This is a genomic window from Streptomyces blattellae (assembly GCF_009709555.1).
GTDB lineage: Bacteria > Actinomycetota > Actinomycetes > Streptomycetales > Streptomycetaceae > Streptomyces > Streptomyces blattellae.
This window is the reverse complement of sequence record NZ_WJBG01000222.1, coordinates 19,874-33,877: the sequence shown is the minus strand read 5'-3', so window position 1 is coordinate 33,877 and position 14,004 is coordinate 19,874. Positions and strand designations below refer to the sequence as shown.

The following is a 14,004-nucleotide window of genomic DNA, read 5'->3' as shown; positions in this document are numbered from 1 at the left end:
CGCCATGGACGACGGGGTGGGTGCGGGTCGCCGCGGCGCCCACGCGGGCGCCGCGGCCGGGTGCGGCCGGTGCTTCAGCCGGCGGGCGTGAAGTTGTAGAGGCCGGGGACGGGGGTGAATGCCTGAGCCGTCACCTTCACGCGCCTGGAGGTCGCGTAGGAGTTCTCCACGACGGCCCAGGGGGCGTTCCAGGCCTGGTCGACCAGGTACGTGTTGATCTCCTTGAAGTCGGCGTTCTGGCTGTCGCCGGTGCTGTTCTGCGCGCTGTCGATCAGGGCCGTGAGCTCGGGGTCGGAGTTCTTGAAGAGGTTCCACAAGGAGTCCGGCCTGGCCTGGATCGTGATGGTGTCCCAGGACCGGAAGGAGGCGAGCGAGAAGTAGGAGATCGCGAACTTGCCGGCCAGCAGCTGGTTGAGCAGCTCGGTCGACGGGACGGTCACCAGCTTGCACTTGATGCCGATGTCGCCGAGATACTGCACCATCGCGGCCTGTGCCTCGGGGAAGATCGGGCCCACGTCGGGTATGTCGACGCTGAAGCCGTCCGGGTAGCCGGCCTCGGCGAGCAGCGACTTGGCCTTGGCGGGGTCGTAGGGGTAGGTGTCGTTGAGCGAGGCGTCGTAGGCGGTGCTGATCGGGTTGAAGACCTGCGCGGTCGGCTCGCCGAGGCCGCCGTAGACGGACTTGATGAGAGTGGCGCGGTCGAAGGCGTGATTGATGGCCTGCCGCACCTTGAGCTCGCCCAGGGGCTTGCTGATCTTGCCGTCGCGGTCCCAGATGTAGACGCCCGCGACGTCGCCCGGCTGGTACCGCAGGATGTTCAGGCCACCGGACCTGGCGGCGTCGACGTTCTTGGGGGTGGTGATGAGCGCGCCGTCGACCTGGCCGGAGCGCAGCGCGTTGAGGATCGCGGTGGGGTCGGCCAGCGGCTTGAGGACGATCTTGTCGAAGGGGAACTCATCGGCGTTCCAGTACTTCTCGTTGCGCACGAAGGTGTAGACGCTGCCGTTGGTGGTGGCGCCTTTGTCCAGGGTGTACGGGCCGGAGCCGACCGGTGTGTCCTTGAGGGTGCCCGCGTCGATGGCTTGGGGACTGGCGAGCATGCCGGCCACCGAGCCGAGGTTGGCGACGAAGGACGGGTCGGGGGCGCTGAGCGTCACCTTGACGGTGTCGGCGCCGACCACCTCGACGTCCTTGATGCCCTTGAGCTGTCCGGCGGCCTCGTTGGCGCCGGTCCTGGTGTGCTCCAGGTTCTTCTTGACGGCGCTGGCGTCCAGCGCGGCGCCGTCGGTGAAGGTGATTCCGGTGCGCAAGGTGAGGGTGAGCACGGTGCCGGTGCTGTCGTACGACCACTTGGTGGCGACGTTGGGTATCGGTTCCGCCTTGGTGTCGAGCCGCAGCAACGAGTCATAGACCGGCTGGTAGTACTGGGTGTTGTTGCCGAGTCCCGCGTCCTTCAGGTCCCAGGGCTGGGAGGGTACGAGGGGGGCGAGGGTCAGCGTCCCGCCGCTCGCGCCGTTGCCGCTGCTGGTGTCCGACTCTCCGGAGCATGCGGCGGTGCCGCCCAAAATGGCGACGACACCGGCGCCGACGAAAGTTCTTCTGCGCATTGCTGGTTTCTCCAGATCCTTGTTTCCTCGCGGACGACAGCGGTCGGCGTACGTGGAGCGGGGCCTGTTTGCCGGGCGGCGGGTCAGCCCAGCAGTGCGGCGCGCACGATCCGCTGGGCGGCCATCGCGTCGTGCCGGGACTGGGCCTCGCGCAGCGCGCCGAGGTCGAGACGGGCGGCGCGCTCTTCGAGGGCGCGCAGGGTGGCGATCGATTCGCGGACCGCGTCCCCCGGGTCCTCGCGGTACGGGAAGAGGTCGAGCTTGAGGGGTTCCTGCCAGCCGACCTCGCGTACGACGTGCAGGAACTCCAGGGTTTCCACCAGGTGCAGGGCGCCGGCGGTGAGGTCGTCGTCCCACTCGCGGTAGTTGTCGTCGAGCTCGATGTCGACCAGCCGGCCCATGCTGTGCGCGAGGCTCAGCGCCTCGGCGGGGTTCTCCTTGGCGAACAGCGAGTGGCCGAAGTCGACGACCAGACCGACGTTGTCGACGCCCATCTGCTCGATGGCGAGCAGGCTGGCGGCGGCGGTGCTCCAAAAGAGCCGGTTGCGGGGTTCCTTGAGCTTGTACTCGATGGCGAAGGTGACGTCGGGGAAGTTGCGGGCCACGTCCCTGATGCCTTCGACGGCGTGGCGGCGCAGGGTGGGGTAGTCGACCTGGAAGGGGTAGTCGTAGCCGTCCTGGCCGGGCCAGAACTTCACGTAGCGGGCGTCCAGCCGGCGGGCCACCTCGACGGACTCGTGGGCGAGGTCCGCGGCGGCGCGGCGGGTGGCCGGATCGGCGCCGGTGAAGGAGCCGCTGCGAAAGCCCCGGTCGTAGATGACCGGGGTGATGTTGGTGACGGCCAGCGAGTGGCCGGCCAGGGCGGCCTTGACGTCGGCGACCGAAACTCCGGCTTCGAAGGGGTAGTTGAGGTCCAGGGCCGCCAACTCGCCGGTCTTGGCGGCGATTTCGATGGTGTCGAGGGTGCCGACCGGCGGACCGTAGCCGTCGGTTGCGTACCGGTCGATGATGCGGCCGAAACTCCACATCCCTCCGGCGTAACTGCGCGGCGGAGTCGACACGAAGGCCTCCTGAATGAATATTCAGATAGCGATAAATGGGGGTGGCCGGGAACCTAAGCCGGGCCTGTCGCGCGTGTCAAGAGTATTGCCGCTATGTTTCCCAATCGCCGCAAGCGACCCATAAGTCCGCCACTCACCCTCGCGCGACCGCCATGCGGTCACCCCTCGCCGACGTCTTGACGCGGCGGTGGGGGCGACGCACTATCTGGATCATATAAATCACTGCGTGAATGGATATTCACATGCTCAGTGCTGACCACGCCGCCGCGGCGCAGTACCGCGAGCTGCGGCAGGCCACCCGGGACGGCCGGCCGGAAGCAGCCCTGGAACTGCTCCGGACCATGTCCGCCAAGGTCCGGGTGCGGATCGTGAGGATGATCGACGCCGCCCAGCTGGGCCATGTCGGCGGAGACCTGTCCGTCACCGACATCCTGGTGACCCTCTTCGGCGCGGTCCTGGACGTCGACCCCGAGCACCCCCGCGCCCCCGGCCGGGACCGCTTCATCCTCAGCAAGGGCCACTGCGCCGCCGCCCTCTACTCCACGCTGGCGCACTGCGGCTACTTCGCCGACAAGGAGCTGGACACCTTCATGGCGCCGCTCTCCGCACTCAACGGCCATCCCAACCGCCGCAAGGTCCCCGGTGTGGAGACCAACACCGGCCCGCTCGGCCACGGCTTCCCGGTGGCCGTCGGCAGCGCCCTGGCGGCCCGGCTGACCGGCGGGAACTGGCGCACCGTGGTGGTGCTGGGCGACGGCGAGATGCAGGAGGGCAGCAACTGGGAGGCCGCGATGACCGCCGGCCACCACCGCCTCTCCTCGCTCACCGCCGTCGTCGACCGCAACCGCCTCCAGCAGGGCGCCCGCACCGAGGACACCAAGACCCTGGAGCCGCTGGCCGACAAGTGGACCGCCTTCGGCTGGGAGGCGCGGGTGGTCGACGGGCACGACCACGCCGCCCTGCTCACCGCCTTCGGCCCGGCCCGGGACGGCCGCCCGGTCGCGGTGATCGCCGACACGGTCAAGGGCAAGGGCGTCTCCTTCATGGAGGACCGCGTCGAATGGCACCACAAGGTGCCCGACAGGCAGCAGGCGCAGGCCGCGATCGAGGAGCTCTCCCGTTGAAGAACACCGTTGCCCGCACCGAAGCCGCCTACGACTGCCGCCAGGTGTTCGCCGAGGAGCTGATCGCGCTGGCCCGCGAGGATCCCCGGGTGGTGGCCGTCTGCAACGACTCGGTCGGCTCCAGCAACCTCGCGGGCTTCCGCGCCGAGTTCCCCGACCGCCTGATCAACGTGGGCATCGCCGAGCAGGACCTGGTCGGCGTCGGCGCCGGCCTGGCCAACGGCGGCATGATCCCCTTCGTGTCGGCCGCCGGGCCCTTCCTCACCGGCCGGGCCCTCGAACAGATCAAGGCCGACTGCGCCTACAGCGCCCACAAGGTGATCCTCTGCGGCCAGAGTCCGGGCATGGCGTACGGCGAACTCGGCCCCACCCATCACTCCGTCGAGGACCTCTCCTGGCTGCGGGCCGTCGCCGACCTGCCGGTGCTGGTCCCCACCGACCGCGAGCAGACCCGCGCCGCGATCCGCTGGGCGTACGCCTTCGACGGCCCCTGCTACCTGCGCGTCCCCCGCTTCAAGGTGCCCGATGTCATCCCGCCCGGCACGCCCTTCGGCGCCGGGCGGTCGGTCACCCTGCGGGAGGGCAGCGACGCCACCGTCATCGCCATCGGCACCCTGGTGTCCCGAGCGCTGACCGCCGCCGAGGCCCTGGCCGCCGACGGCATCTCCGTACGGGTGCTGAACACGCCCTTCGTCGACCCGCTGGACGAGGCGGCGGTGCTGGCCGCCGCGGCGGAGACCGGCGCTCTCGTCGTCGCCGAGGAGGCCACCCTCAGCGGCGGCCTGGGCGCGGCCGTCGCGTCCCTGGTCGGCCAGCACCGCCCGGTGCCGCTCCGGCTGCTCGGCGTGACCGGCTTCGCCCCCACCGGAGACGCGAGCCGGCTGCTGGAACACTTCGGTCTCACCGCCGACGGGATCCGGCAGGCGGTGCGCGAGGTGCTGGCACTGTCGGCGCCGACGGTATGACGGGTGTCGGAGGGGACGGCATGTGTCGGATGGCGGGGCAAGTGTCGGAGGGGACGGCATGTGTCGGATGGCGCGGCATGTGTTGGACGGCAGGCAAGTGTCGGATGGCGCGGCAAGTGTCGGAGGGGACGGCATGTGTCGGACGGCGGGCATGTCTCAGACGGCAGGACGGGTATCAGGGGAGTGACGGGTATGACGGACAGGGCAGCTGACACGGGGGCGGCAGGCGGGCGCCGCGGGCCGCTGATCCTCGCCGTCGACCAGGGCACCTCCGCCAGCAAGGCCGTCCTCACCGACCCCGAAAGCACCGTGCTGGCCTCCGCCGGTGCCCCGCTGGCCGCCGCCTACCCCCGGCCGGGCTGGGTGGAGCAGTCCGCCGAGGAGATCTGGCGGAGCGTGACCGCGGCGGTGCGCGACTGCCTGGCCGGCCACGACCCGGCGGCCGTCGCCGCCGTCGGTCTCAGCACCCAGCGCGAGTCGGTGCTGCTCTGGGACCGCGTCACCGGCGAACCGGTCGGCCCGCTGCTCGGCTGGCAGGACCGCCGCACCGCCGACGTCTGCGCCCGGCTGCTCGCCGACGGCGCCGGCCCCGGGGTGCGGGCCGCCACCGGGCTGCCGCTGGACCCGATGTTCAGCGCGCTGAAGGCGAAGTGGCTGCTCGACACCTACGACCCGGACCGCACCCGGGCCCGGCGCGGCGAACTGTGCCTGGGCACCGTCGACTCCTGGCTGCTGTGGCGGCTCGGCGGCGGCGCCGAGCACGTCATCGAGGTCGGCAACGCGGCCCGCACCCAGCTCCTGGACATCCGGCGCCGCGACTGGGACGAGGCCCTGCTCGCCCTCTTCGGCGTACCACGCGCCGCACTGCCCCGGGTGGCCGCCTCCACCGGGCCCTTCCCCTCGGTGCGGGGCGTGCCGCCACTGGTGGACGGCACCCCGGTGGGCGCGGTGCTCGGGGACTCGCACGCGGCACTTCTCGGGCACGGGGTCCTCGCACCCGGCCGGGTCAAGGCCACCTACGGCACCGGCTCCTCCGTGATGGGGCTCGTCGCCTCGCCCGAGGCGCCCGGTGCCGGTGACGCGCTGTGCCTGACCATCGCCTGGGACGACAGCACCATCGCCTGGGACGGCAGCGGCACCGACGGCGGTGTCCCCGCCTACGCCCTGGAGGGCAACATCCGCTCCTCCGGCGCCACCCTGCGCTGGCTGGCCGGCCTGGTCGGCCGTACCGAGGCCGAGCTGGCGACGGCCGCCGCGCCCGACTCCGGCGGCGTCCACCTGGTACCCGCGTTCGGCGGGCTGGCCGCCCCCTGGTGGGACAACGACGCGACCGGACTGATCAGCGGCCTCACCCTCGGCACCGGCACGCCGGAACTGGCGCGGGCCGCACTGGAGTCGATCGCCTTCCAGGTCGAGGACGTGGTGGCCGCCGTCGACCGGGCCGGCGACCGGGTCGCCGTCGTGCTGGCCGACGGCGGGCCCAGCGGCAACCCCGTGCTGATGCGGCTCCAGGCGGACCTCTCCGGCCGTACCGTCGAACGCCCCCGGACCGGCGGGCTCTCCGCCCTGGGCGCCGCCCGGCTGGCCGCCCGCAGCGCGGGACTCGTCGGCCGGGAGCGTCTTGCCGCGCTCCCACGGGACGCCGAGGTGTACCCGCCGACGCTCCCCGAACCGGAACGGCTGCGACGGCTGGCGGACTGGCACGACGCGGTGGCGCGCAGCCGGGGCGCGGGTAAGGTGCCCACGTCATGAGCCCTGCCGCGGGGGGCCGCAGCGGCCCCGATCTCAGTAATGTTGAGCGAATGTCCCCACATCCAGACCTCACCGGCCACGAGTCGGTCGACAAACTCCGGCTGATCGTCCGTGTCGCCCGGATGTACCACGAACGCGGCCTGCGCCAGGCCCAGATCGCCGATGCGCTGAACCTCTCCCAGGCCGGTGTCTCCCGGCTGTTGCGCAGCGCGGCCGAGCTGGGCGTGGTGCGTACCGTCGTGGTCTCCCCCGAGGGCATCCACAGCGACCTGGAGGACGCCGTCGCCGAGCGCTATCAGCTGGCGGACGTGGTGATCATCGACGGGGACGACCTGCTCGACCACCCGCGCAGCCTGCTCCGCGCGCTCGGCTCCGGCGCGGCCAGCTATCTGGAGACGGCTTTCCGCCCCGGGGACCTGATCGGGGTCTCCACCTGGAGCGAGACCCTGCTCGCCGCCGCCAACGTGATGCGGCCGGCCAAGCAGCAGGTGGCCGACAAGGTCGTCCAGCTCATGGGCGGTATGGGCGACCCCCAGGGCCAGGTCCAGGCCACCCGCCTCACCGCGCGCCTCGCCGACCTGACGGGCGGCACCCCGCTCTTCGTCCGGGCCCCGGGGCTGGTCGGCTCCGCCGAGGCCCGGCTCTCGCTGCTGCACGACCCGACGGTGGCGGAGGTCAGCCAGGCCTGGCAGCAGCTGACGGTCGTCCTCGTCGGCATCGGCAGTGTCGAGCCCTCGCCGCTGCTGCGGCTCAGCGGGAACGCGGTCGCGGAGGACGTGCTGGCGCGGCTGCGGTCGCTGGGGGCGGTCGGGGACATCTGCCAGCGCTTCTTCGACGAGAACGGGATATACGTCGACGCGGGGCTGGGCGAGCGCACGATCGGTGTCTCCGCGGACCAGCTCCGCGTGGTCCCCCGCCGCATCGCCGTCGCGGGCGGCCGGCGCAAGTACGCCGCGGTGCGGGGGGCGTTGCGGGGGCGGTGGATCACGGCGCTGGTCACGGACACGAGCACGGCGCGGCGGCTGCTGGAGGAGAAGGAGTGAGTGCCGGGTGCGCCCGTGGCGGGCGCACCCGGCATCCGCCTTCCGGGAGCGGAACAGAACGGGAGCGGAACAGAAGAGGAAACAGGAGAGGAAACCGTCCGATGAAGGTCACCGCCCCTGTCCTGGAACACCACCGCGAACCGCTCGGCATCGGTGAGCCCCGGCCCCGGCTGAGCTGGCGCACCGAGACCGGCACACCGGGCTGGATCCAGCGGGCGTACCGGATCGAGATCACCGGCGCCGACGGTACGGTCCTCGCCGACACCGGGCGGATGCGCGGCGCCGACTCGGTGCTGGTGGACTGGCCGGGCCCACAACTCGGCTCCCGCCACCGGGTCGGGGTGCGCGTCCGGGTCTGGGGCGAGGGCGCCGAGCCGTCCGCCTGGTCGCCGGTCACCTGGGCGGAGACGGGACTGCTCGCCCGTACCGACTGGACCGCCCGGCCCGTGACCCCGGACCGTGAACCCGCCGACGCCCCGCTCCCGGTGGCCCTGCTGCACCGCCCCTTCACCCTCGCGGCGCCGGTCGCCTCGGCACGCCTGCACATCACCGCGTACGGCGTCTACGAGGCCGAGATCAACGGCACCCGCGTCGCCGACCACGTTCTCACCCCCGGCTGGACCTCGTACCGCCACCGCCTGCGCTACCAGACCTTCGACGTCACGGAGTTGCTCCACGAGGGCGAGAACGCGATCGGGGCACTGCTGGGGGAGGGCTGGTACACGGGGCGGCTCGGCTTCCACGGCGGCCGGCGCAACCTCTACGGCGAACAGCGCGCTCTCCTCGCCCAGTTGGAGGTCACCCACCCCGACGGAACGACCACCACCGTCGGCACCGACGAGACCTGGCGCACCACGACCGGCCCCGTCCTTCGCTCCGAGATATACGACGGTGAGGTCTACGACGCCCGGCTGGCCCGGCCGGGCTGGTCCGAGCCGGGGCACGACACCTCCGACTGGTCACCCGTCACCGAACTCCCGCTTATCCACGCCGAGTTGGTGGCACCGACCGGTCCGCCGGTGTGCCGTACGCAGATCCTGGCCCCCGTCGACGCCCTCGCCACCCCCTCCGGCAGGGACGGTACTCGACTTCGGCCAGAACCTCGTCGGCCGTCTGCGCATCCGCGTCTCGGGCCCGGCCGGGCACACGGTCACCCTGCGCCACGCCGAGGTGCTGGAGCACGGTGAACTCGGCGTGCGGCCCCTGCGTCTCGCCGCCGCCACCGACACGTACACCCTGTCCGGCCAGGGGGTGGAGACCTACGAACCCCGCTTCACCTTCCACGGGTTCCGCTACGCCGAAGTCGAGGGCTGGCCTGGCGAGCTGGACCCGTCCGCCGTCGAAGCGGTCGTCCTGCACACGGACATGGCCCGCACCGGCTGGTTCGAGTCCTCGCACGAGCTGGTCGACCGCCTCCACGAGAACGTGGTCTGGGGCATGCGCGGCAACTTCCTGGACATCCCCACCGACTGCCCCCAGCGCGACGAACGCCTCGGCTGGACCGGTGACATCCAGGTCTTCGCCCCCACGGCGTCCTTCCTCTACGACTGCTCGGGCATGCTCGGCGGCTGGCTGCGCGACCTCGCCGCCGAACAACTCGCCCGCGAGGACCCGGTGCCGCCCCTGGTCGTCCCGGACGTCCTGCCGCCGGAATTCGGCGCCGCCCCGCACGCCGTGTGGGCCGACGCGGCCGTGCTGGTGCCGTGGACGCTGTACCAGCGCTTCGGCGACGTCGGGGTGTTGCAAGCCCAGTACCCGAGCATGCGCGCCTGGGTGGAGGTGGCCGCCCGGCTGGTGGCGGAGGGCGGCGGCCTGTGGCGGCAGGACTTCCAGCTCGGCGACTGGCTCGACCCGGCCGCCCCGCCCGAGGACCCGGGTGCCGCCCGCACCGACGGCGACCTCGTCGCGAACGCCTATGCGGCGCGGTCGGCCGACGTGCTCGCCGAGACGGCACGGCTGCTCGGGGAGAAGGACGACGCCGCACGGTACGAGGAGCTCGCGCGGTCCGTACGGGCCGCGTTCGCCCAGGAGTTCGTCACGCCGGCCGGGCGGACGGCGAGCGACGCGCAGAGCGCCTACGCGCTGGCACTGTGCTTCGCCCTGCTGCCGACGGAGCGTCAACGGGCGGGCGCTGCACAGCGGTTGGCGTACATCGTGCGCAAGGCCGGCTTCCGCATCGCCACCGGGTTCGCCGGTACCCCGCTGATCTGCGACGCGCTGTGTGCGGGCGGCGAGCCGCAGCTGGCGTACCGGATGCTGCTGGAACAGGGGTGCCCGTCCTGGCTGTACCCGGTGACCATGGGCGCCACGACGGTGTGGGAGCGCTGGGACTCGATGCTGCCCGACGGGAGCATCAACCCGGGCGAGATGACCTCCTTCAACCACTACGCCCTCGGTGCCGTCGCCGACTGGCTGCACCGCACGGTCGCCGGCCTTCAGGCCGCCGAACCCGGCTGGCGGCGACTGCGCGTCGCCCCCGTCCCCGGCGGCGGCCTCACCTTCGCGAAGGCCGCGCACGAGACGCCGTACGGCCGTGCCGAGGCGGGGTGGCGGATCGAGGACGGCAGCCTCGTGGTCGAGGTTCTCGTGCCGCCGAACACCCGGGCCGAGGTCCGGCTCCCCGGGGACGGCGAGGTGTTCGAGGTCGGCTCGGGCCGCCGCACGTTCCGGCGGCCGTACACCGCGCCCGCCTGGCCGCCGGCCGCGATCCGGCTTCCGTTCGGCAACCCGGAGTAGCCGTGCGGCGGAGGTGCCGCGGCTGTCAGGGACATCCCGCAGACGCGGTCCGGCGCCCGTTGAGGTGATGTGCGCTGGCCGGGGAGTGTTTCGCCGCCGCCGGGTACCCGCCGTCTGTTCCGCCCGGGGATACAGCAAGGGTGACGGAACACGGCGGAAGGAGTCGCTCCTTGAGCGCAGCGGGGGCGGACGCCCGGCCTGGCCGGGCCGGGGAGCGCCTCGCGGACGCCGCGGACCGGCGGCTGCCCGTGTTCGACGGGGGCGGGCGGATGCTGCGGAAGGCGTTTCCCGACCACTGGTCGTTCCTGCTGGGCGAGATCGCGCTCTACAGCCTGATCGTCCTGGTGCTCACCGGGGTCTGGCTGACGCTCTTCTTCAAGCCGGACATGACCGAGGTGGTCTACGAGGGACGGTACGTGCCCATGCACGGCATCCGTATGTCCGCGGCCTTCGACTCCACGCTGCACATCAGCTTCGACGTACGCGGCGGGCTCCTCGTCCGGCAGGCACACCACTGGGCGGCGCTCGTCTTCGCCGCCGCGATCGGCCTGCATCTGCTGCGGATCTTCTTCACCGGCGCCTTCCGGAGGCCGCGGGAGGCCAACTGGGTCATCGGCGTCACGTTGTTCCTGCTCGCGCTGGCCGAGGGCTTCGCCGGCTACTCACTCCCCGACGACCTGCTGTCCGGCACCGGGCTGCGCATCGCGCAGGGCATCATGCTGTCGATCCCGGTCGTGGGCACGTATGTGAGCATGTTCGCGTTCGGCGCCGAGTTCCCCGGCGAGGACATCGTCACGCGGCTCTACAGCATGCATGTGCTGCTGCTGCCCGGAGCGTTGATCGCCCTGGTCACCGTGCATCTGATCCTGGTGTTCCAGCTGAAGCACACCCAGTGGCGGGGGCCGGGCAGGACGCAGCGCAACGCCGTGGGCAGGCCGTTCTTCCCGCGGTTCGCCGCTTCCTCGGGCGGCCTGTTCTTCACCGTCTCCGGTGTGCTCACGCTGCTCGGCGGTCTCGCCCAGATCAACCCGGTGTGGGTGTACGGGCCCTACCGGCCGGACCAGGCGTCGACCGGTTCCCAGCCCGACTGGTACGTCGGATTCCTGGAGGGCGCGCTACGGCTCGTACCCCCGTGGGAGACGGACATCGCCGGGCACACCCTCATGTGGAACGTCCTGCTCCCGGCGGTCGTCCTCCCGGCGCTGCTGTTCCTCGTGCTGTACCTGTACCCCTTCGTCGAGCAGCGGCTGACGGGGGAGTGGCGCCAGGAGCGGCATGTGTGCGACCGGCCGCGGGAACGTCCGGTCCGCACCGGCCTCGGAGTCGCCGGGATCACGTTCTACGGCGTCCTGCTGCTGGCCGGCGGCAACGACGTGGTGGCGCAGACGTTCCGGATCTCTCTCAACACCCTCACCTGGGTGCTGCGCGTCGCCCTCGTGGCGGCGCCGGTCCTCGCCTTCTTCCTCACCCGCCAGATCTGCCGCGCCCTGCTGGAGGCCGAACGCGAGCGGCTGGCGGAAGGGGAGGAGACCGGCGAGGTGCGACAGACCGTGGAGGGCGGGTACGAGAGCGGCCACCGGCCCGTCGGCACCTTCAGGCCCGGAGCCCCAAGGCCTCCGATCAGCCCTGCCGACGGGCGTACTGGAACACCATCCCCGCCACCCCCAGAGCAAGCACCCCGAAACCGATGAGGAACAGCCACAGGCCGTAGACCACACCGGTGGCCGCGACCGCGAAGCCGAGGGCGGTCACGATCGGCCAGGGGCTCTTCGGCGGGAAGAACTCCAATGGCCCGGCGGCGTCGGCCACTTCCGCGTCCCTGCGATCCTGCGGGCGCCGCCCCCTGCGGCGGTACTGCACCGTGCAGAAGAAGCTCACCAGAGCGCCCATCAGGAAGGCGACCACCAGCGCCGCCGTTCCGGCGGGTTCGCCCGACCACCAGCCGTAGAGCGCGGCGGTGCCCGCGAAGAACGCGGCCACACCACCGAAGAGGAACGCCTCGACCTTCATGGCAGCACCTCGGTCTTCGTCTGCTGGACGACGGCGGGATGGTGCAGGTCGAACGCGGGCGACTCCGACCGTACGCGGGGCAGGGCCACGAAGTTGTGACGCGGCGGCGGACATGACGTCGCCCACTCCAGCCCGCGCCCGTAACCCCACGGATCGTCCTGGGCCACGCGCTTTCCGTGCCGGGACGTGTGCCAGACGTTGTAGAGGAACGGCAGGGTGGAGACGCCGAGCAGGAACGCGCCCACGGACGACAGGGTGTTGAGGAGCGTGAAGCCGTCGGCGGCCAGATAGTCGGCGTAGCGGCGCGGCATGCCTTCCTCACCGAGCCAGTGCTGCACCAGGAAGGTCAGCTGGAAGGAGGGGAACAGCAGCCAGAAGTGCAGCTTGCCGAGCCGCTCGTCCAGCATCTTGCCCGTGAACTTGGGCCACCAGAAGTAGAACCCGGCGAACATCGCGAAGACCACGGTGCCGAACAGCACGTAGTGCAGGTGGGCGACGATGAAGTACGAGTCGGTGAGGTGGAAGTCCAGCGGCGGGGAGGCGATGAGCACCCCGCTCAGGCCGCCGAGCAGGAACGACATCAGGAAGCCGAGCGCCCACAGCATCGGTGTCTCGAACGAGATCGAGCCCTTGACCATGGTGCCGATCCACGCGAAGAACTTGATCCCGGTGGGCACGGCGATCAGGAAGGACATCAGGGAGAAGAAGGGCAGCAGCACCGCTCCGGTGGCGAACATGTGGTGCGCCCACACGACCGCCGACAGCATCGTGATCGTGATCGTCGCCCCGATGAGTGGCAGGTATCCCCACAACGGCTTGCGGGAGAACACCGGCAGGATCTCCGAGACGACCCCGAAGAACGGCAGCGCGACGATGTACACCTCCGGGTGGCCGAAGAACCAGAACAGGTGCTGCCACAGGAGGGCGCCCCCGTTCGCCGCGTCGAAGATGTGCGCCCCGAACTTGCGGTCCGCCTCCAGCGCCAGCAGCGCGGCGGTCAGGACCGGGAACGCGGGCAGCACCAGGATCGACGTGAACAGGATGTTCCACGTGAAGATCGGCATCCGGAACATCGTCATCCCGGGCGCGCGCAGACACAGGATCGTCGTGATGAAGTTGACCGCGCCGAGCGTCGTCGACACACCCGTCACCACCAGGCCCATCACCCACAGGTCACCGCCGGCGCCGGGGGAGTGGTAGGAGCTGTTCAGCGGCGCGTACGCGAACCAGCCGAACGCGGCGGCGCCGCCCGGCACCACCAGGCCGGACACGACCATCAGCCCGCCGAAGAGGTACATCCAGTACGACAGGGCGTTCAGGCGGGGGAAGGCGACGTCCGGGGCGCCGATCTGCAGGGGCATCACCGCGTTGGCGAATCCGGCGAACATCGGGGTGGCGAAGAGCAGCATCATGATCGTGCCGTGCAGCGTGAAGAGCTGATTGTAGGTGTGCTCGTTCATGAACTGCAGCCCGGGTCGGGCGAGTTCGGCGCGCATCGCCAGCGCCAGCAGACCGCCGAAGAGAAAGAAGCAGAAGGCCGTGACCATGTAGAGACGGCCGATCTCCTTGTGATCCGTCGTGGTGGCCCAGCGCAGCAGGGTATGGCCCAGCGGAGTCCTGGCCGTCTGCGGCGGGGCCGCGCCGGCGTGATCGGAGACGTCGGTCATGGTCCTCCTCGACGGGATGCCTTCGACCCGGGCGTTCCG

General features: G+C 71.2%; 11 protein-coding genes. 7 read left to right on the top strand and 4 right to left on the bottom strand.

The features are described 5' to 3' along the window. Positions 1 to 74: 74 nt before the first annotated feature. The gene (locus GFH49_RS31725; protein ID WP_155059507.1) at positions 75 to 1,607 is read right to left on the bottom strand and encodes an ABC transporter substrate-binding protein; all 1,533 of its coding nucleotides are present in this window, start codon (positions 1,605 to 1,607) and stop codon (positions 75 to 77) included. Between the two features lie 83 nt (positions 1,608 to 1,690). Then, positions 1,691 to 2,668 (bottom strand): sugar phosphate isomerase/epimerase family protein, encoded by a 978-nt coding sequence (locus GFH49_RS31720; protein ID WP_230396613.1) that lies wholly within the window; start codon positions 2,666 to 2,668, stop codon positions 1,691 to 1,693. Positions 2,669 to 2,910: 242 nt separating this feature from the next. On the opposite strand from GFH49_RS31720, the gene GFH49_RS31715 reads away from it, so the two are divergent. The 7 genes from GFH49_RS31715 to qcrB all read left to right on the top strand — a co-directional run bounded on the left by GFH49_RS31715 (position 2,911) and on the right by qcrB (position 11,979). Beyond that, positions 2,911 to 3,792 carry a transketolase gene (locus tag GFH49_RS31715; RefSeq protein ID WP_155059506.1) on the top strand — a complete coding sequence of 294 codons (882 nt, stop codon included), beginning with the start codon at positions 2,911 to 2,913 and terminating at the stop codon, positions 3,790 to 3,792. Further along, positions 3,789 to 4,757, top strand: a complete 969-nt coding sequence (locus tag GFH49_RS31710; protein WP_230396612.1) for a transketolase family protein — start codon at positions 3,789 to 3,791, stop codon at positions 4,755 to 4,757. Before GFH49_RS31715 ends, GFH49_RS31710 begins: the two co-directional genes overlap by 4 nt. A 192-nt stretch (positions 4,758 to 4,949) precedes the next feature. Then, positions 4,950 to 6,509 carry an FGGY family carbohydrate kinase gene (locus GFH49_RS31705; protein ID WP_155059504.1) on the top strand — a complete coding sequence of 520 codons (1,560 nt, stop codon included), beginning with the start codon at positions 4,950 to 4,952 and terminating at the stop codon, positions 6,507 to 6,509. A gap of 50 nt (positions 6,510 to 6,559) precedes the next feature. Beyond that, positions 6,560 to 7,552, top strand: coding sequence for a sugar-binding transcriptional regulator (locus tag GFH49_RS31700; protein ID WP_155059503.1), 993 nt, complete (start codon positions 6,560 to 6,562; stop codon positions 7,550 to 7,552). Positions 7,553 to 7,653: 101 nt separating this feature from the next. Further along, positions 7,654 to 8,739 (top strand): alpha-L-rhamnosidase N-terminal domain-containing protein, encoded by a 1,086-nt coding sequence (locus GFH49_RS41290; RefSeq protein WP_328288307.1) that lies wholly within the window; start codon positions 7,654 to 7,656, stop codon positions 8,737 to 8,739. After that, complete coding sequence (locus GFH49_RS41285; RefSeq protein ID WP_328288309.1) at positions 8,666 to 10,288, top strand: family 78 glycoside hydrolase catalytic domain; 1,623 nt, start codon at positions 8,666 to 8,668, stop codon at positions 10,286 to 10,288. The genes GFH49_RS41290 and GFH49_RS41285 overlap by 74 nt, the downstream gene beginning before the upstream one ends. Before the next feature lie 269 nt (positions 10,289 to 10,557). Further along, positions 10,558 to 11,979: a cytochrome bc1 complex cytochrome b subunit gene (qcrB, locus tag GFH49_RS31690; protein WP_155059558.1), complete on the top strand. Its 1,422-nt coding sequence runs from the start codon at positions 10,558 to 10,560 to the stop codon at positions 11,977 to 11,979. Here the strand turns inward: qcrB and ctaF are convergent. Both ctaF and ctaD read right to left on the bottom strand, forming a co-directional pair. Beyond that, a complete protein-coding gene (ctaF, locus tag GFH49_RS31685) occupies positions 11,909 to 12,298 on the bottom strand; it encodes an aa3-type cytochrome oxidase subunit IV (RefSeq protein WP_155059502.1) in 390 nt (129 codons plus the stop codon). The genes qcrB and ctaF overlap by 71 nt on opposite strands. After that, on the bottom strand, positions 12,295 to 13,965 hold the full coding sequence (gene ctaD, locus GFH49_RS31680; protein WP_155059501.1) for an aa3-type cytochrome oxidase subunit I: 1,671 nt from the start codon (positions 13,963 to 13,965) through the stop codon (positions 12,295 to 12,297). Before ctaD ends, ctaF begins: the two co-directional genes overlap by 4 nt. Positions 13,966 to 14,004 lie beyond the last annotated feature (39 nt).